General features: G+C 65.8%; 16 protein-coding genes. 9 read left to right on the forward strand and 7 right to left on the reverse strand.

What is annotated here, in order from left to right:
• Positions 1-7: 7 nt before the first annotated feature.
• Together ACVWZA_RS04500 and ACVWZA_RS04505 are read left to right on the forward strand one after the other, a co-directional pair.
• Complete coding sequence (locus tag ACVWZA_RS04500) at positions 8-1,231, forward strand: hypothetical protein (RefSeq protein WP_457309932.1); 1,224 nt, start codon at positions 8-10, stop codon at positions 1,229-1,231.
• Positions 1,228-2,382, forward strand: coding sequence for a dipeptidase (locus ACVWZA_RS04505; RefSeq protein WP_457309933.1), 1,155 nt, complete (start codon positions 1,228-1,230; stop codon positions 2,380-2,382). The genes ACVWZA_RS04500 and ACVWZA_RS04505 overlap by 4 nt, the downstream gene beginning before the upstream one ends.
• Here ACVWZA_RS04505 and ACVWZA_RS04510 read toward each other — a convergent pair.
• The 6 genes from ACVWZA_RS04510 to ACVWZA_RS04535 are packed head-to-tail and all read right to left on the reverse strand — an operon-like array spanning position 2,356 to position 8,883.
• Positions 2,356-3,504: a MalY/PatB family protein gene (locus tag ACVWZA_RS04510; protein ID WP_457309934.1), complete on the reverse strand. Its 1,149-nt coding sequence runs from the start codon at positions 3,502-3,504 to the stop codon at positions 2,356-2,358. The genes ACVWZA_RS04505 and ACVWZA_RS04510 overlap by 27 nt on opposite strands.
• Complete coding sequence (locus tag ACVWZA_RS04515) at positions 3,501-4,322, reverse strand: ABC transporter permease (RefSeq protein ID WP_457309935.1); 822 nt, start codon at positions 4,320-4,322, stop codon at positions 3,501-3,503. The genes ACVWZA_RS04510 and ACVWZA_RS04515 overlap by 4 nt, the downstream gene beginning before the upstream one ends.
• Positions 4,319-5,554: an ABC transporter permease gene (locus ACVWZA_RS04520; RefSeq protein ID WP_457309936.1), complete on the reverse strand. Its 1,236-nt coding sequence runs from the start codon at positions 5,552-5,554 to the stop codon at positions 4,319-4,321. Before ACVWZA_RS04520 ends, ACVWZA_RS04515 begins: the two co-directional genes overlap by 4 nt.
• Complete coding sequence (locus ACVWZA_RS04525) at positions 5,508-6,569, reverse strand: ABC transporter substrate-binding protein (protein ID WP_457309937.1); 1,062 nt, start codon at positions 6,567-6,569, stop codon at positions 5,508-5,510. Before ACVWZA_RS04525 ends, ACVWZA_RS04520 begins: the two co-directional genes overlap by 47 nt.
• Positions 6,566-7,684 (reverse strand): ABC transporter ATP-binding protein, encoded by a 1,119-nt coding sequence (locus tag ACVWZA_RS04530; protein ID WP_457309938.1) that lies wholly within the window; start codon positions 7,682-7,684, stop codon positions 6,566-6,568. Before ACVWZA_RS04530 ends, ACVWZA_RS04525 begins: the two co-directional genes overlap by 4 nt.
• Positions 7,684-8,883 carry an aminotransferase-like domain-containing protein gene (locus tag ACVWZA_RS04535; protein ID WP_457309939.1) on the reverse strand — a complete coding sequence of 400 codons (1,200 nt, stop codon included), beginning with the start codon at positions 8,881-8,883 and terminating at the stop codon, positions 7,684-7,686. The genes ACVWZA_RS04530 and ACVWZA_RS04535 overlap by 1 nt, the downstream gene beginning before the upstream one ends.
• 155 nt (positions 8,884-9,038) lie before the next feature.
• On the opposite strand from ACVWZA_RS04535, the gene ACVWZA_RS04540 reads away from it, so the two are divergent.
• From ACVWZA_RS04540 to ACVWZA_RS04570, 7 genes are read left to right on the forward strand one after another with little or no spacing between them, the layout of a single operon-like run.
• On the forward strand, positions 9,039-10,436 hold the full coding sequence (locus tag ACVWZA_RS04540; RefSeq protein WP_457309940.1) for an amidohydrolase: 1,398 nt from the start codon (positions 9,039-9,041) through the stop codon (positions 10,434-10,436).
• Positions 10,433-11,695 carry an amidohydrolase family protein gene (locus ACVWZA_RS04545; RefSeq protein ID WP_457309941.1) on the forward strand — a complete coding sequence of 421 codons (1,263 nt, stop codon included), beginning with the start codon at positions 10,433-10,435 and terminating at the stop codon, positions 11,693-11,695. Before ACVWZA_RS04540 ends, ACVWZA_RS04545 begins: the two co-directional genes overlap by 4 nt.
• Positions 11,696-11,712: 17 nt before the next feature.
• The gene (locus ACVWZA_RS04550) at positions 11,713-12,435 is read left to right on the forward strand and encodes a hypothetical protein (RefSeq protein WP_457309942.1); all 723 of its coding nucleotides are present in this window, start codon (positions 11,713-11,715) and stop codon (positions 12,433-12,435) included.
• Entirely contained in the window at positions 12,432-13,826 is a 1,395-nt protein-coding gene (locus ACVWZA_RS04555) for an amidohydrolase (protein WP_457309943.1), read from the forward strand. The genes ACVWZA_RS04550 and ACVWZA_RS04555 overlap by 4 nt, the downstream gene beginning before the upstream one ends.
• Positions 13,823-15,145: an amidohydrolase family protein gene (locus ACVWZA_RS04560; protein WP_457309944.1), complete on the forward strand. Its 1,323-nt coding sequence runs from the start codon at positions 13,823-13,825 to the stop codon at positions 15,143-15,145. Before ACVWZA_RS04555 ends, ACVWZA_RS04560 begins: the two co-directional genes overlap by 4 nt.
• Positions 15,142-16,392, forward strand: coding sequence for a hypothetical protein (locus ACVWZA_RS04565; protein WP_457309945.1), 1,251 nt, complete (start codon positions 15,142-15,144; stop codon positions 16,390-16,392). Before ACVWZA_RS04560 ends, ACVWZA_RS04565 begins: the two co-directional genes overlap by 4 nt.
• Positions 16,393-16,409: 17 nt before the next feature.
• Positions 16,410-16,784 carry a Rid family hydrolase gene (locus tag ACVWZA_RS04570; RefSeq protein ID WP_457309946.1) on the forward strand — a complete coding sequence of 125 codons (375 nt, stop codon included), beginning with the start codon at positions 16,410-16,412 and terminating at the stop codon, positions 16,782-16,784.
• Between the two features lie 302 nt (positions 16,785-17,086).
• On the opposite strand, the gene ACVWZA_RS04575 is transcribed toward ACVWZA_RS04570, so the two are convergent.
• On the reverse strand, positions 17,087-17,476 hold the full coding sequence (locus ACVWZA_RS04575) for a DUF1398 family protein (protein WP_457309947.1): 390 nt from the start codon (positions 17,474-17,476) through the stop codon (positions 17,087-17,089).
• Positions 17,477-17,531: the final 55 nt, after the last annotated feature.

Raw genomic sequence — 17,531 nt, forward strand, 5'->3', positions numbered from 1 at the left:
AAGCATCATGCACAAGATCCTGGGCCTGGTCATGGCCGGTCTGCTTGCGGGCACCGCGCACGCCGCACCACCGCATTACAAGGTGGCGGCGAGTTTCGATCCGGCGGGCAAGCTCGACGCAGTCGTGACCGTCACGCTGACCGAGGCACTGCCCGAAAAGGCGTTCCTGCTGTCGCGCCGATTTGTGGTGCAGCCGATCAAGCTGCCCAGGGGCGTGACGGTGACCAGCGAGAATGCCGAATCGCCGGTCGAGGAACTGACCAAATACACCTTCCACTTCGCCAAACCGACGGCCAAGCCGGTGAACCTCAATTTTCGCTACTCCGGTCCGATCCAGACCAAACATGATAGCGGCGCGCCAGCACTCAGGCCCGAGGGTTATGAGCTGTTCATCGATCATATGTGGTTCCCGGTCGGGGCCGACATCCAGACGCGTTTCACCGTCGATGCCGATATCGAGGGTCTCGCGCCCGATCTCGTGGTGGTCGCGCAGGGCGATGTGACGCGCACGAAGACGGGGGTGCAGATCCACCGCGATTTTGTCGATATCGACTTGCCGATGGTCGCGATGCGCGGACTGCAGCGTGCCGAGGCGCATGGCGTTGAGTTCTTTTCGCGTGACCTGAACAGCCGGCTGTCGGGTTTCCATGTGAAGAATGCCGATTTGTCGGCGCGCTATTTCGAGACGCTGTTCGGGCCGCTGCCGCATACCGTGCGCATGGCGATGGTGTGGCGCGAAAAGGGGCTGGGTTATGCGCGCACCGCCTATACCGTGCTGTCGGAGGGCGGGCGTTCGGCACCTGATATTCCGGAGATCGGCCCGGCGCGGTATGTCGCGCATGAGATCGCGCATGCCTGGTGGATGCTGGCGAGCCCGCTGACCGACGATTTCTGGCTGGTCGAATCCGCCGCCGAATATATGTCGATGCGTTATGTCGAGGCACAATTCGGCGCGGTCGAGCTGCAGAAAAATATCGATGCCAAAATGACGGGCAGCAAGGATGCCGGGCCGGTGATGGGGCATGGCCGGCCCAACCGCATCCAGCTCTATGGCAAGGGACCACTGATCCTGTGGGATCTCGACAAGCGCATCGGCCGCCCGGCGATGGACAAGTTGATGATCACCATGGCGCGCGAGCCGGTGCACACGACGCCGATCTTCCTCAAGCATCTGACCGAAATCGGCGGGGCCGATACCGCCAAATGGTTCGACACAGCGCTACATTCGTGACTGGGGCTTTCGTGATTGGGGCGCAGGTGATGCCGAGCCGCCGGTCAATACTCGTCGGCGCTGCGGCGTTGGCGATCGCCGGGCCGCTCGGGGCGAAAGGCCTGGGGGCGCAGGGTTCCGGGGCGGACCGCTATCGCCGCGCGATGGTGATCGACGGGCTGTCGTCGATCGGCAATCTCGACCCCAAGGCGCCAGGCGTTCGCGCGCAGCTCGATGTCTTCCGTGCTTCGGGCCTGACCGCGATCAACCAGACCGTCGGCGCGGCGGGCAATACACCGGACCGCTTCGGCGAGACATTGCGCCGCATCGCGCGCTACGAGCGGTTCATCCGCGCCTTTCCCGACCGGCTGCTCCATGTGCGCAGCGCGGCCGATCTGAAGCTGGCGCAGGACAGCAACCGGCTTGGGGTGATTTTCGGATTCCAGGACTGTGTGCCGCTCGAGACCGAGATCGACCGGCTCGATTTGTTCGACCAGCTCGGCGTGCGCATCATCCAGCTGACCTATAACAAGCGCAACCTGGTCGGTGACGGCTGCCTGGAAACCGCCAATGGGGGCTTGAGCGATTATGGCCGAGAGGTCGTTGCCGGTCTCAACGCGCGGCGCATCATGGTCGATACCAGCCATGCGGGTGCGCGAACCATCGCCGATGCGATCGCCGCCTCGACAGCGCCGATCGCGATCAGCCATACCGGCTGCCGCGCGCTGGTCGATGTGCCGCGCAACACGCCCGACGCCGAATTTAGAGCGCTGGCCGACAAGGGCGGTGTTGCCGGCATTTATTTCATGCCTTTCCTGCGCGCCGCCGGACAGCCGCGCGGCGAGGATGTGATCCGTCATATCGAACATGCGGTGAAGGTGGCGGGGGAGGATCATGTCTCGCTCGGCACCGATGGCGGCATCCGCGCGGCGCCGACCGGCGCGGCCGCGCTGGCCGAGCAACGGCAATTCTATGACGAGCGCAAGGCGCTTGGCGTCGCGGCACCGGGCGAAGCGCCCGATGTGCTCAACATCGTGCCCGACTATAACGAGCCGACCCGCTTCCTGCGGCTTGCCGACGATCTTGCCGCGCGGCGTTGGCCCGAGCGGCGGATCGAGAAACTGCTTGGCGGCAATTTCGCGCGGTTATGCGCCGATGTCTGGGGCGGCTGACAGCGCGGTCGCCATGCGTGCGACGATTTCGTCGAGGATCACGTCCGACGTCGCGAAGTTGAGCCGAGCGAAGCCACGGCCCGGCGCGCCGAAATCCGGGCCGGGCGACAGCGCGACCCTGGCCGAATCGAGGAAAAAGCGCGCCGGATCGTCCAGCCCGAGCGCGCGGCAATCGAGCCAGGCGAGATAACCCGCTTCCGGCGGCGCGAAGCCGATGATCGGGCAGTCGCGGCTGAGCGTCCTGAGCAACCGGTCGCGCCGGTCCTGCAGATAGGCGACGCAGTCGGTCAGCCATGCCTCTCCCGCATCGCTCCAGGCGGCGAGCGCGGCGCGCGCGCCGAGCGTCGAAAACGCGTTCCACCGGGTCGGCGGCAATCCCTTGAGCCGCGTCCGCAACGCGCCCGACGACACGCACACCGCGGTCCTCAACCCGGCCAGATTGAACGCCTTGCTCGGCGCGTTGAGCGTCACCGTAATTTCCGGTGCGATCGTTGCGAACGGGATATGCGTGTATCCGGCAAAAGTGAGATCGGCATGGACCTCGTCCGCGACGATCGTCACGCCATGCTGCCGCGCGATTCGCGCCAGCGTCTCCAGTTCGGCGCGGCGGAAGCAATGGCCGCTTGGGTTGTGCGGGTGGCAGAACAGGATCATCCGCACACGCTGTGCCGCGACCACGCGTTCGAGATCGGCGAAATCGGTGATGCCATCGACCAGCGGATGTTCGATCAGCCGTCGCCCGGCGATGCGCACCGAACCCAACAGCGGCGGATAAGCGGGGGTCTGCACCAGCACCGCATCGCCCGCTTCGGTCAGCGCCTCGATGCAATTGGCGATCCCGCCGACCACATCGGGCATGACCATCACATCCGCCGGATCGATTTGCCAGTCCCAGCGCCGCGCTGCCCAGCGCGCGAACGCCTCGGGAATGCCGCCCAGGTCGCCCGCCATAGCATAGCCGAAATCGCCGAGCCGCACCGCCTCGGCCAGCGTTTCGGCGACGACGGGCGCGGGCATCAGGTCCATATCGGCGATCCAGGCCGGGATCACATCGGCGGGGTGATTGCCCCATTTACGTCCGCTCCGCGCACGCAATCCGGCCTGGTCGGGTACGATAATCATCGGCGGCCGACGCGCAGCCGGTCGCTGCGGCGGCGCAGCAGTTCGGCGGTGCCGAGCAACAGGGTCGATGCGATCACCAGCAAGGTGGCGGCGGCTGTGATCGCCGGGCTGATCTGTTCGCGCACGCCTTCGAACATCTGCATCGGCAGCGTCTTTTGTTCCGGCCCGGCGATGAACAGGGCGATCACGGCCTCGTCGAACGAGGTCATGAAGGCGAACACCGCGCCGGCACCAATGCCCGGCGCGATCAGCGGGGCGAGTACGCGCAGCAAGGCGGTCGCCGGGCGCGCACCAAGGCTGCTCGCGGCGCGCAGCAGCTCATAATCGAAGCCCTGAAGCGCAGCGTGCACCACGATCACCACGAAGGGCAGTGCAAGCACGGTGTGGGCGATGACCAGCCCGGTGAAGCTGTTGACCAGGCCGAGCGGCGCGAACAGGAAATAGATCGCGATCGCGACCACCACTACCGGCACGACCATCGGCGCGGTGAGCAAAGCGACGATCATCGGCTTGGCGCGCGAGCGCATCGCCGACAGCCCGATCGCGGCGAGCGTGCCGAGCGGCGTCGCTATCAGCGTGGTCACGCTCGCCACCGACAGGCTGTTGATCAGCGCGCGGCTCCAGTGCGGGGAGTCCGCCAGCGTGCGATACCAGCGCAGCGACAGGCCATTCTCAGGAAAAACGAGAAAGGCGCTCGGGTTGAACGAGAGCGGCACCACCGCGAGGATCGGCAGCACGAGGAAAGCGAAGACCAGCGCGCAGAATCCGACCAGCATGGCACGGCCCGCGCGGTCGGCCGGCGAACGATAACCGCTCATGCCGGCACGGTCCGCGCCAGTGTGCGCCCGGCGAACAGCATCAGCGTGAGCGGGAGCAGCAGCAACAGGCTGAGCGCCGCCGCCATGCCCCAGTTGAGCGACTGATTGGTGTAGAAAGCGATCGACCCGCTGATCATCTGATCCGCGCCGCCGCCGATCAGGGCGGGCGTGAGATAATACCCCAGCGCAAGCGTGAAGACGATGATCGTCCCAGCCATCAAGCCGGGCAAGGTCTGTGGCAGATAGACTCTGGCGAAGGCTGTCGGCGGCGTCGCGCCGAGCGAGCTTGCGGCGCGCATCGCCGATGGCTGGATACCCTTCATCACGCCGTACAGTGGCAGGATGAAGAAGGGCAGCAGGACGTGCGTCATCGCGATATAGACGCCGACCCGGTTGTAGAGCAGCTGGCGCGGCGCATCGATCAGGCCGATCCCTTCGAGTAATCCGTTGACCACGCCATTGGTCTGCAGCAGCACGACCCAGGCGGTGGTGCGCACCAGCGCCGAGGTCCAGAACGGCAGCAGCACCAGGATAAGCAGCGGATTGGCCCTACGGTCGGGCAATGACGCGAGCAGATAGGCGACCGGATACCCGAGCACGGCGCAGAGCAGCGCGACCACCGCGCTGATCTTGAAGGTGCGCAGCAGGATATCGACGAACACCGCCTGATCGGCAGGAACCCTGGTCAGCCGGCCGTCGGCGTCGATCCGCCGGTCCAGCGCGGCGAGCAGGTAGAAGCTCGTGCCCGGCCCCGCCGCATGGCGCATCGCACCCCAATAGGCGCGGTCGCGCCAGCGCGGGTCGATCGCCGCGAGATCGGACAAGCCGTCGACTTTCAAGCCCGCGGCGAGCCGCGCCGATGTCAGATAAAGCAGGCTGCGCGATCCGACCCTGTCGTAATTGAGCCGGTTGGCGACGCGGTTGAGCGTACCGGCGCGGTGCGCCGCGACGATATCACCGGCGACGGTGCGGGCAAGCGCGTCGCTCGGCAGGCCAGCGCCGTCCCATTGCCGCAGCGCGGCAGCGGCACGCGGCCAGCTTTGCGGCAGTTCTGGATCGCTGACCCCGCGTGACAACATCATCACCACCGGCAACACGAAAGTCGCGATCAGGAAGATCAGCAGCGGCGCGACCAGCGCGACGATCCACCAGCGCGGCCTGATCTTCGCCGCGCGGGCGGCGGGTTCAGCGCGCGACCCAGGCATTGAATCGCTGAGTGAGCTGGTCGCCATATTCGACCCAGAAATCGCCGTCGAGCTGCAGCGCGTCGGTCATGTTGGCCGGGTCGGTCGGCGTGTCGCGCTTGTAGACCGGGTCGATCCGCCGGCTCGCCTCGATACTGGTCAGGCCGGTCGGCATGAACATCGCCAGCCGCATCTGGTTCTCCGGCCGCGTCATGTAGCGGAGCAGTTCGTTCGCTTCCTCACGGCGCGGGCTGTTCTTCAGGATCACCCAATAATCGACGGCATAGATATTCTGGTGCCAATCGACCTTGAAATGGCGGTTTTCCGTGCGGTTGGCGACGATCAGCCGGCCGGGGCTGGTCACCGACATCGCCACTTCACCCGAGCCGAGCAGGTCGGTTACCTGCGAGATCGACGACCACCAGATGATCTGCGGCTTGAGCTGATCGAGCTTGCGAAAAGCGCGGTCGACGCCGGCTGGCGTGCGCAGCGTGGCATAGACCTGTGCCGGCGGTACGCCGTCCGCCATCAGTGCGAATTCCAGCGTATATTTGGGTGTCTTGCGCATGCCGCGCTTGCCCGGGAAACGCTTCATGTCCCAGAAATCGGCCCAACTTTGCGGCCCCTTGCCCTTGATGCGGTCGCCGTCATAGCCGATCAGATATGACCACAGCATCGCACCCACGCCGCAGTCATGCACCGCGGTCGGGATGAAGGCGCGGCGCCCGCCAAGCTTGGCCCAGTCGAGCGGCTGGAACAGCCCCTCCTCGCAGCCCAGAATAAGGTCCTCGGTTTCGACCTGAACGATGTCCCAGCTCGAATTGCCGCCGATCACCTTGGTGCGGATCACCCCGACGCCGCCGTGCCAGGTATCCTCGCGCAGCGCCACGCCGCTGGTTTTGGTGAAGGATGTCCAATAGCCTTTGCGATGCGCGTCCTGCGAGGATCCACCCCAGCCAACGATGGTCAGCGGGCGCACCGTCGAGGTCGGCCCGCATGAGGCGATGGCGAGCAGGGATGCACCCAGCGCGGCCGCCCCGATGATGCTTTTCCTCCAGCTCATCCGGCGTCCCCCAGCGGATCATTGGTCCAGCCCATGGCGGCAAAAGCGAAGCAGCGATCGGTGCACCAGCCGAGCGCGAGACTGTCGGTCGGCGCGAGCACCGGCTGGCGTGGCGCACGGACGGTCAACAGGCCGCCGCCGGCCAGTGTCGCGCGGATGCGGCTGTGATCGCCATGATAGACCAGCTCCTCGACCTGCGCGTCGATCCGGTTGCACAGCTGCGACAGGCCGCCGGTCTCGACATGCTCGGGCCGGATGGTGGCGACGATCCGCGCGCCGGGTGCGATATCGCCGACCGGCGTCGCGCGGATCGTCTGCCCGCCATCGAGCCGGACTTCGCATTCGCCATCGGTGCGCGAGATAAGGTGGCCCGCCAGGCCGTTATTCTCGCCAACGAAGCCGGCGACAAAGGCGTTGGCAGGGTGTTCGTAGATCGCCTCGGGCGTGTCGACCTGCTGCACCGATCCGTCGGCGAACACCGCGATCCGGTCCGACAGGGTCAGCGCCTCGCTCTGGTCGTGCGTGACATAGACGATGGTCAGGCCCAGCGCGCGCTGGATACGTTTGATCTCGCTCTGCAGCCGTTCGCGCAATTGCCGGTCGAGTGCGCCGAGCGGTTCGTCCATTAGCACGATGTCGGGCTGGAAGATCAGCGCACGGGCGAGCGCGACACGCTGGCGCTGGCCGCCAGAGAGCGCGTCGGGACGGCGATGGCCGAGCCCGTCGAGCCGCACCAATGCCAGCGCCGCATCGACCTTCGCCATCGCCTCGGCACCGCGAATGCCGCGCACGCCGAGCGGGAAGGCGAGGTTTTGCGCCACGCTCATATGCGGGAACAGCGCATAATTCTGGAACACGACGCCCATGTTGCGCTTGTGCGGCGGCAGCTTCGCCAGCGAGCGCCCGTCGAGCAGTATGTCGCCCGAATCGGGTGTCTCGAACCCGGCGAGCATCATCAGGGTGGTGGTCTTGCCCGAGCCCGACGGCCCGAGCAGCGTCAGGAACTCGCCCTTGCGCACCGTCAGGTCGAGCCCGCTCACCGCCGCGCGCGCGCCACCGGGATAGCGTTTCTCGACCTTGCGGAACTCGACCAGGGGCGGCGCGGCGGGGGGCATCAGCCGGCGATCGTCCGGTAGGAAATGGCGAGGCGACGGACGCCCTCGTCGATCTGTTCGGGCGTCGCATAGCTGTAGGACAAGCGGATATGATTGCGCGGCGTGGCCGTATCGCCGCTGCTGGCGAAGAATTTGCTGCCGGGGATCAAATTGACGCCGCGTGCCGCCGCATCGGTGGCTAGCGCGTCGCCATCGACCTGTGGCGGCAAGGTCAGCCAGACATAATAACCGCCCTCCGGCACGGCGAGCACCGCGTCGGGCAGCTCGCGCCGCACCGCCGCGACGATCCGGTCGCGCCGCTCGCGATAGACCGACTGGACGCGGTCGATATGCGCCGCAAAGGCGGGCGAACGGCCGAATTCATAGATGATCCGCTGCACCAGCGGCGAGGAACCGCCATCCGCCTTGAGCTGGATCAGCCGCGCGATCAACATGGGTTCGGCTGCGACCCAGCCGATGCGCAGGCCCGGCGCGACCAGTTTCGAGAATGTGCCGAGATGGAAGACGTTGCCGGTCAGGTCGAGTGCCTTGAGCGACGCGATCGTCTCGCCCTCGAAGCGGACGCGGCGATAAGGCGTGTCTTCCACCACGAAGATGCCGAGCCGATCGGCCAGGTCGATCAGCGCTTTGCGCCGCTCGATCGGCATGGTCGCGCCGGTCGGGTTGTGGAAATCGGCGACGTTATAGATCAGCTTGGGCAGCGCTTTGCCCTGGGCGACGCGCCGCGCCAGCACGACTTCGAGGGCGGCGATGTCGATGCCGTCATCGTCCTGGCCGATCTCGATGAACTCGACGCCGAAGCTGCGGAAGATGGGGATTGCGGTGAAATAGGTCGGCGCGGTCACGACGATCGCGTCGCCTTCGTCAAGCAACAGCTTGCAGATCAGCTCGAGCCCATGCTTCGCGCCGTTAACGATCAGCAAATGATCGGGGGAGAGCGCGCAACCGTCCTCGTTCATCAGCCCGGCCAGCCAGCCGCGCAGTTCGGGCTGACCATGGGTCGGCGAATATTGCAGCGTCTCTGCGCGATGCGTGTTGAGTGCTGCATGCGCGAACTCGGTCAGGTCGGGAAGCAATTGGGGCGCGGCGAAGCCGGAATCGAACGGAATGACGTCGGGGCCGAGTTCCGACGGAAAATGCGGGGCGGGAAAGTTGGTCGACAGCTTTGCGGCACGACGCGCCAGGCGAATTTCACTCACAAGTTCAAGCCCCTCGGTCCGCTCGGGGGAGCGGATACCCTCTGCCTGAGACGATGCGCCGCGCGGGCAAATCCGCCACTCGGACACATGCGAAATTGCGAGTGGCGGATTTCTTCGCCCCGCCGCTCATCCGATATGGGCGGAGGAACGCGAGCATGGGTGTGGGCTTCAGGAAATTCGCCGGCGGAGCCGCCTGGGTCGCCTGTGCCGCGATCTTGCCGGGCACGAGCTATCTGGCGGTCGCGCAGGATTTTGCCGATGGCGGCGCCTTTCCTTCGACCTATCGCCCCATGCCGCAGGCGCCGCTGGCGATCGTCGGCGCGTCGATCCTGACCGGCACGGGCGAGGAGATCGCCATCGGCACGGTGCTGGTCCGCGACGGCAAGATCGAGGCGGTCGGCGCGAGCCTGGCAGTGCCCGATGGGTATCAGCGCGTCGACGGGCGCGGCAAATGGGTCACACCGGGGATCATCGACGCGCATTCGCATCTCGGTGTCTATCCTTCGCCGGGCGTGCCCGCGCATGAGGATGGCAATGAGGCGACCTCGCCCAATACGGCGGAGGTCTGGGCCGAACATTCGGTCTGGCCGCAGGATCCGAAATTCCGCCTCGCGCGCGGTGGCGGCATCACGTCGTTGCTGATCCTGCCGGGGTCGGCAAACCTGTTCGGCGGACGCTCCGTCACGTTGAAGAATGTGCCCGCAGTGACCACTCAGGGCATGAAATTCCCCGGCGCGCCGTACAGTTTGAAGATGGCATGCGGCGAGAATCCGAAGCGCGTTTACGGCGAAAAGGGCCGCGCACCGATGACGCGGATGGGTAATGTCGCGGGCTATCGCAAGGCATGGATCGACGCCGCCGACTATATGCGGCGCTGGGAGAAATGGGAAAAGGGCGGCAAGGCCGGCGACCCGCCCAAGCGCGACCTGCAGATGGAGACGCTGGCCGGCGTGCTCAAGGGCGAGATCCTCGTGCAGAATCATTGCTACCGCGCCGACGAGATGGCGGTGATGATCGATATCGCGAAGGAATTCGGTTTCAGGATCACCGCGTTCCACCACGCCAATGAAGCGTACAAGATCGCGCCGCTGCTGGCGAAGGAAGGCATCTGCGTCGCGATCTGGGCGAATAGCTGGGGGGCGAAGATGGAATCGCTCGACGGAATTGAGGAAAATGCCCCGATGATCGACGCGGCGGGCGGCTGTGCGATCATCCATTCCGATGATGGCCTGCTGATCCAGCGGCTCAATCAGGAGGCGGCGATCGCGATGACCGCGGCGAACCATGCCGGCATGGCGATCACGCGTGGTCAGGCGATCAAATGGATCACCGCCAATCCTGCCAAAGCGATGGGCATTGCCGATCGCACCGGGTCGCTCGATCCGGGCAAGATGGCGGATGTCGTGTTGTGGAGCGCCGACCCGTTCAGCGTCTATGCCGTCGCCGAAAAGGTCTGGATCGACGGGGCGCTAACCTGGGACCGTGTCGATCCGCGTTATCAGGGGCCTTCGGATTTCCTGCTCGGCCAGCCGGGACAGGAATTCGCGCGATGATCCGCATTTTGACCGCTATCGCGGCGCTTGGCATTGCCGCGCCCGCCGCCGCCGAGACGGTGGCGATCACCGGCGGGCGGGTCGTCACCATGGGGCCGCAGGGCGAGCTGGCGCGCGGTACGGTGGTCGTCCGCGACGGCCGGATCGTCTCGGTCGGTGCCGATACGCCGGTTCCGGCCGGGGCGCGGATCATCGATGCGACGGGCCGGATCGTCACCCCGGGACTGGTCGCGTCGGGCACCGCGCTCGGCCTGATCGAGGTTCGCTTCGTCGCGGCGAGCGACGATCGCGGCAGTCATAATAGCGAGATCAGCGCGGCGTTCGATGCGGGGTACGGGCTTAATCCGGATACCATGCTGATCCCGGTCGCACGGCTCGGCGGCATCACCAGCGCGATCGCGACACCGGTCTATGACGACGCGCCGAACCGCGAACTGCTTTTCGCGGGGCAGGCGGCGGCGGTGTCGCTCGGCGGTGCGCCAATGCTACGCAAGCGCGGCGTGGCGATGATCCTGGAAATGGGTGACGGCGGCGCCGAACGTGCCGGTGGCGCGCGTGCGGGTGAGCTCGTCGCGCTGCACGCGGTGTTTGGCGAAGTGCGCGATTTTCTCGCGCGCCGTGCCGCCTATGATCGCGGCGAGACGCGGGCCTATTCGCTGTCGCATGCCGATCTCGAAGCGCTTGTGCCGGTGGTCGAGGGACGGATGCCGTTGCTGGTCAGCGTCAACCGCGCTTCGGATATCCGCGACGCGCTGGCCATGGCGCACGAGGAGCGGGTCAAGATCATCCTCGAAGGCGCGAGCGAAGGCTGGCGTGTCGCGCGCGATATCGCCGCCGCCAAGGTGCCGGTGCTGATCACCCCGATCGAGAATAGCCCGGCATCGTTCGAACTGCTCGGCGCGACGCTTGGCAATGCGCGGCGGCTGGCCGAGGCCGGGGTGACGATCGCGATCCAGGGCAATGGCAATCACCGCGAGCGCGAAATGCGTTACAATGCCGGCAATGCCGTCGCCAACGGCCTGCCCTGGCAGGCGGGGCTCGCCGCCGTCACGATCAACCCGGCGCGTATCTTCGGCCTGGCTGACCGCATCGGCTCGCTCGAACCGGGCAAGGATGGCGATGTGGTGATTTGGGACGGCGATCCGCTCGAAACCACCGCGCGGCCCGTCGCGGTGCTGATCGGCGGCGTCGACCAGCCGATGACATCGCGCCCCACGCAACTTCGTGACCGCTATCTTCCCGCCCTCAAACCACGCTGAATCAACGGAGACGATCGATGAACGCCAACAAGCTCCTGCTCATCTATTCGGGCGTGCTCACCGCCGCGATGGCCTTTGCCATCGGCACCAGCGCGTCGGCCGACACCAAGCCGCAAAAGGTCGCGTTTGACGAGATCGACGTGAAGCGCATCAATGTTCGCGAGGATGATGGTACGCTGCGCATGGTCGTGTCCAACACCAGCCGGTCGCCGGGCATCATCTTCCACGGCAAGGAACGCCCCCATCCCAGCGGCAATCGCGGCGCGGGCATCATCTTCTTCAACAATGAAGGCACCGAGAATGGCGGGCTGACCTTCAGCGGCGAGAAGGACAAGGACGGCAAGGTTTCGGGTGGCGGACATTTGAGCTTCGACCAGTATGAGCAGGATCAGGTCATCCAGCTGACCCAGAGTGAATATGACGGGCGCCGCTGGGCGGCGATGATCGTCAACGACCGGCCGGGCGAATCGATCGATTTCGACCTGGCGACACGCATCACCAAGATGCCCGACGGTCCGGCCAAGACCGCCGCACTGCAAAAGGTCCAGGCGGACGGCACATTCGGCCGCCAGCGCCTTTATGTCGGCAAGACCCGCGACCGGGAATCCGCGGTCATGCTCAACGACGCAATGGGCCGCCCGCGCATCCTGATGAAGGTGGCGCAGGACGGTAAAGCCTCGATCGACTTCCTCGATGAAAAGGGTGCCGTGCAGCGCTCCGTGACGCCCGACGGCAAATGAAGCGCTGCGCTCCCCTCATCCTGACCGCGCTCGCGGCGTGCTCGACCGGCGAGCATCCGCGAGCGCTGTCCGCCACGCCGGCGGCAGAAGCCCGTCCTGCACCGATCGCGTTTCCCAGCACTTATCACGCGGCGCCATCGGGACGCATCGCGGTGGTCGGCGCGACGGTGCTGACCGCCACCGGCGCGGAGATCGCCAACGGCACCGTGCTGATGGCCGACGGCAAGATCGTCGCGGTCGGCGCGGGGCTGGCCGTGCCGGATGGCTATACGACGGTCGATGGACGGGGGAAATGGGTCACGCCCGGGGTGATCGATGCGCATTCGCATCTCGGCGCCTGGGCGCAGCCCGAGACGGTCGATGCGGTCAACGACGCTAATGAGATGACCGATCCCAACACCGCGCAGGTGTGGGTCGAGCATTCGGTGTGGCCGCAGGATCCCGGTTTCGACACCGCGCGCGAGGCTGGCGTGACGACGATGATGATCCTGCCCGGATCGGCCAATCTGTTCGGCGGGCGCACGGTGACGTTGCGCAACGTGCCGGCGACGACGATGCAGGAGATGAAATTTCCCGGCGCGCCCTATGGCCTGAAGATCGCCTGTGGCGAGAATCCGAAGCGCGTCTATGGTGGCAAGGGCCGCGCGCCGATGACCCGGATGGGCAATGTCGCGGGCTATCGCAAGGCGTGGATAGACGCCGCCGATTATGCGCGGCGCCGGGACAAATGGGAAAAGGGCGGCAAGACCGACGACCCGCCCAAGCGCGACCTGCAGATGGAGACGCTGGCCGGCGTGCTGAAGGGCGAGATCCTCGTCCAGAATCATTGCTACCGCGCCGACGAGATGGCCAACATGATCGATATCTCGCACGAATTCGGCTTCAGGATCAGCGCGTTCCATCATGCCAACGAAGCGTACAAGATCGCGCCGCTGCTGGTGAAAGAAGGCATTTGCGTCGCCACCTGGGCGAGCTGGTGGGGTTACAAGATGGAGGTGTACGACGCGATCGAGGAGAACGCGCCGATCATCCATCAGGCGGGTGGCTGCGCGATCATCCATTCCGACGACCCGATCGGCATTCAGCGGCTCAACCAGGAAGCGGCGGTGGCGCTGTCGTCGGCCTGGCGCGCGGGGATGAAGATCCCCAAGGCGGACGCGGTCAAATGGTTCACCGCCAATCCGGCAAAGGCGCTTGGCATCGCCGACAAAACGGGCACACTCGAACCCGGCAAGCTCGCCGATGTCGTGCTGTGGAGCGCGGATCCGTTCAGCATCTACGCCCGTGCCGACCGGGTGTGGATCGAGGGCAACACGGTCTTCGACCGGGCCGACCCGCATTATCGCCGCCATTCCGATTTCACGCTGGGCCAAGCGGGAGCCACGCCATGATCCGCCGAAACTCGGCCGTATTTTTTTTGGCGGTCGCGCTGATTGCCGCTGCGCCCGCTGCCGCCGAAACCCCCGCTGCCGAAACACCCGCTGCCGAAACCCCCGCCGCCGAAACCGTTGCGATCGTCGATGCGCATATCCTGACCATGGGGCCGGCGGGCGAGATCGCGAACGGCACGATCGTGATCCGCGATGGCCGCATCGTCGCGGTCGGGCCGGCGGTCGCGGTGCCCGCGAATGCGCGCGTGATCGACGGCAAGGGCGGGATCGTCACGCCCGGCTTCATCCAGGCGGACAGCACGCTCGGCGCGGTCGAGGTCAGCCAGGTGCCGCCGAGCGCCGATCGCGCGACGCACAGCGCGACGATCAGCGCAGGGTTTGATATCTCGCAGGGGCTCAATCCGGATTCGATCCTGTTGCCGGTCGCGCGCCTCGCCGGGATCACGCGCGCGGTGACCGCGCCGCTGTACGACGACAGCAACGGCCGCGAACTTCAGTTCGCCGGACAGGCGGCGGTGATCGACCTTGGCCAGCAGCCCGACATGGTCACGCAGCCGCGCGTGGCAATGGTGATCGAGATGGGCGAAGGCGGGGCGGAACGCGCTGGCGGCGCGCGCGGCGCGGCGATCGTCCAGCTCCGCGAAACGATTTCCGATGTGCGCCACTTCATGCGCAACCGCGCGGCCTATGATCGCGGCGCGGGCCGGCCGCAGCCCTTGTCTCGGATCGACCTCGAAGCGCTGATCCCGATGGTCGAGGGCCGCATGCCGCTGATCGTCAAGGTCGATCGCGCGTCGGACATCATCGAGATGATCGCCTTTGCCCGCGCGGAGAAGATCAGGATCATCGTCGATGGCGGCGGTGAGGGCTGGCGTGTCGCGCCCGCCATCGCCGCGGCGCAAGTGCCGGTGGTGGTCGATCCGCTCGCCGATCTGCCGCGCAGCTTTTCGGAGATCGGGGCGACGATGGACAATGCCGCCAAGCTCGCCGCGGCCGGCGTCACGGTCATCATCAAGACCGGCAGCGGCGTGGCGCACCGCGCGCGCGAGCTTCGCTATGGCGCGGGCAATGCCGTCGCGTGGGGGCTGCCGTTCGACACGGCGCTGGCCGCGATCACGATCAACCCGGCACGCGTGTTCGGCGTGGCCGACCGCATCGGCTCGCTCGAACCGGGCAAGGAGGCGGATCTGGTGCTGTGGAATGGCGATCCGCTCGAACCGTTGTCGCGCCCGCTCGCGCTGTTCATCAGGGGGCGGCAAATGCCCCTCACCGCCCGGCCGCTGGAATTGCGCGACCGTTATATGAAGGTCATCCCATGAAATTCGTCGCGCGATTAGCCGCATTCACATTGTACCTGGGGTTGGGCTTGGTCGCGACACCAGCTCAGGCCAGGCCGGCTTATGATGTGAAGGCGAGCTTCGACGCCGCGCACAAGCTCAGCGCCGAAGTGACGATCACGCTTCCACCAGGTGACGCGGCCAGGGAGATCGAGTTCGTGCTGGCCAACCGCTTCGTGCTCAAACCAGTCAAGGTCACCGGGCCGGCACGGGTCGTGATCGGCAAGACCGATCGCCCGATGCAGGGTCTCACCAGCATCCGCGTCATCCCGCGCGGCACGCCGACGCGGGCGGTGGTGGTCCGGCTCAATTATGCCGGGCCGATCGACCCGCCGGGCAGCAGCGACTTTTTCTCGCCTGGCCTAATCGAATTGTCGCTTGAAGTAGGCTGGATCCCATTCCGCAGCGACCTGACGCTCGAATATGCGATCGATGCGCGGATTGCCGGGATTCCGGCGGGCATGGATCTCGTTTCGCAGGGCAAGCTAAGCAGGGGGCGGGACGGTGCCGTCATCATCCACCGCGACTATGCCGATATCGATCTGCCGATTATCGCGGTGCCGGGACTGACGCATGAGGACAAGGACGGGCTGGATTTCGCCGCGGCCAACCCGGCCGATCCGCTGGTCGCGCTGATGAAGACGCATGCCGCCGGTGCGGTGCGGTTCTACACTGGCCTGTTCGGACCGGCGACGCACTCGCCGGTTCGCATGACTATCGTGCCGCGCGAAGCGAGCGGGGGATATGCCCGCGCCGGCTTCGTGGTCATGCCCGATTTCCGCAAACCCGGTGCGCCGATACCCAAATATGATGAGAGCAGCCCGGGGCGCTTCGTCGCGCACGAGATCTTTCATGCCTGGCGACCTGGCTTCAGTGCCGATTATGCGGATTATTGGATGTCCGAGGCTTATGCCGAATATTACGGGATGCGTTATGTCGAATCGAGGTTCGGCCTCGCCGAACGGCAGAAGATGCTTGAGCGCAAGCGCCCAGCGCTGGCGACGGCGGGGCCGCTGATCACGCCGGGCGAGCGGCCCGGCAACGCGGCGATGTACCAGAAGGGAGCGGTCATGCTGTTCGATCTGGAACAGGATATCGGTCGCCCCGCACTCGATAAATTGCTTACCGGACCGGGCGCACCGCGCACCACTGCCGGTTTGCTCAAGGCGATGGGTGCGGTTGCGGGCCCCACCCGCACCGCAGCCTTCGAACACGCGCTTGCCCACTGAACACAGGAAGAACGACCATGAAACAGATCGGCGGCCCCGTTGTCACACCCACTGGACAGATATTGCCGCTCTCGGCCGCGATCGAAGCGAACGGGCTGGTGTTCGTGTCGGGGCAATTGCCGATGCGCGACGGCGCGATCGTCGGCGTCGATATCGCGACTCAGACCGGCGCGGTGATCGACGCGATCGAAGCCGTGCTCGACAAGGCGGGCCTGACGCTCGCCGCGATCGTCAAGACGACGGTGTGGATCACGCGGATCGAGGATTTCGCGGCGTTCAACGCGGTCTATGCCGCGCGCTTCGCCGCGCCCTATCCGGCGCGCGCCACCGTGGTCACCGCGCTCGCGGTGCCGGGCGCACTGGTCGAGATCGACGCGATCGCGGTGAGTTAGCGAACGGCGCAAACACTTGGCCTTATGGATCAGACACGGCCGCTCCATACCGAATTCCGGCGCGCGGCCGATGCGGCGCTGAGCTGATCCCAGGCGAGCGCCCAGCCGGCTTCCGGATCATCGTGTAGCGCAGGAATACCGGCGCGGTATTGACAGACGATGCCCGCTTGCCAACGAAGCGTCTGTGTTGGCGTCGCGGAGCATCCAGCACCCGAAACCGAACGGCGACCAGTGGCCGATATATCTGAGCAGTGCTTTAGCGCGGGGCGCACGCCGCGCAATCTTCAACGCCGGTATTTAATTCACACATCGTCCACCAGCAGCCGCTCGCCGGATTTGGAATGGAGTGTGCAGGTCATTTCGACCGGATCCATGACCCATATGCACACGCCCGCGGCCGCCAATTGCCTGGTGAAGGCAAGATAGTTCGTCTCTCCCCGGCCATGTGCGTCGAGCGCTTGCCGGGCAGCGGTTCGATCGGCCTGATCCGAAATCTCATAGGTCTCATGGACCGGCGCCGAGGAGAGGCTGTTGCCCTCGCTGTCGAAATAGTTGGAATGGCCGTCCGAGATATAGGTGGTGTAGGAGACGACGCCGAGATCGTGCAGGTCCGTAAGGTATTTCCGAACGGTCATCCGCGTCACGCCGGCATGGGTCCGGTCTATGTCTTCCAGGGTAAAGGGCGTTTGCATGGGCCATGGTTTATGCGGATCGAAACACTGTCACAAGCGTAACGCCGACATGCTT

It is taken from the genome of Sphingomonas sp. UYAg733 (genome assembly GCF_054057355.1).

What these genes read in the sequence shown, in the direction of transcription:
- ACVWZA_RS04500 (WP_457309932.1), top strand. Translation starts at nt 8, where the DNA reads ATGCACAAGATCCTGGGCCTGGTCATGGCCGGTCTGCTTGCGGGCACC.
- ACVWZA_RS04510 (WP_457309934.1), bottom strand. Translation starts at nt 3,504, where the DNA reads ATGATTATCGTACCCGACCAGGCCGGATTGCGTGCGCGGAGCGGACGT.
- ACVWZA_RS04515 (WP_457309935.1), bottom strand. Translation starts at nt 4,322, where the DNA reads ATGAGCGGTTATCGTTCGCCGGCCGACCGCGCGGGCCGTGCCATGCTG.
- ACVWZA_RS04520 (WP_457309936.1), bottom strand. Translation starts at nt 5,554, where the DNA reads ATGGCGACCAGCTCACTCAGCGATTCAATGCCTGGGTCGCGCGCTGAA.
- ACVWZA_RS04525 (WP_457309937.1), bottom strand. Translation starts at nt 6,569, where the DNA reads ATGAGCTGGAGGAAAAGCATCATCGGGGCGGCCGCGCTGGGTGCATCC.
- ACVWZA_RS04530 (WP_457309938.1), bottom strand. Translation starts at nt 7,684, where the DNA reads ATGCCCCCCGCCGCGCCGCCCCTGGTCGAGTTCCGCAAGGTCGAGAAA.
- ACVWZA_RS04540 (WP_457309940.1), top strand. Translation starts at nt 9,039, where the DNA reads ATGGGTGTGGGCTTCAGGAAATTCGCCGGCGGAGCCGCCTGGGTCGCC.
- ACVWZA_RS04545 (WP_457309941.1), top strand. Translation starts at nt 10,433, where the DNA reads ATGATCCGCATTTTGACCGCTATCGCGGCGCTTGGCATTGCCGCGCCC.
- ACVWZA_RS04550 (WP_457309942.1), top strand. Translation starts at nt 11,713, where the DNA reads ATGAACGCCAACAAGCTCCTGCTCATCTATTCGGGCGTGCTCACCGCC.
- ACVWZA_RS04555 (WP_457309943.1), top strand. Translation starts at nt 12,432, where the DNA reads ATGAAGCGCTGCGCTCCCCTCATCCTGACCGCGCTCGCGGCGTGCTCG.
- ACVWZA_RS04560 (WP_457309944.1), top strand. Translation starts at nt 13,823, where the DNA reads ATGATCCGCCGAAACTCGGCCGTATTTTTTTTGGCGGTCGCGCTGATT.
- ACVWZA_RS04565 (WP_457309945.1), top strand. Translation starts at nt 15,142, where the DNA reads ATGAAATTCGTCGCGCGATTAGCCGCATTCACATTGTACCTGGGGTTG.
- ACVWZA_RS04570 (WP_457309946.1), top strand. Translation starts at nt 16,410, where the DNA reads ATGAAACAGATCGGCGGCCCCGTTGTCACACCCACTGGACAGATATTG.
- ACVWZA_RS04575 (WP_457309947.1), bottom strand. Translation starts at nt 17,476, where the DNA reads ATGCAAACGCCCTTTACCCTGGAAGACATAGACCGGACCCATGCCGGC.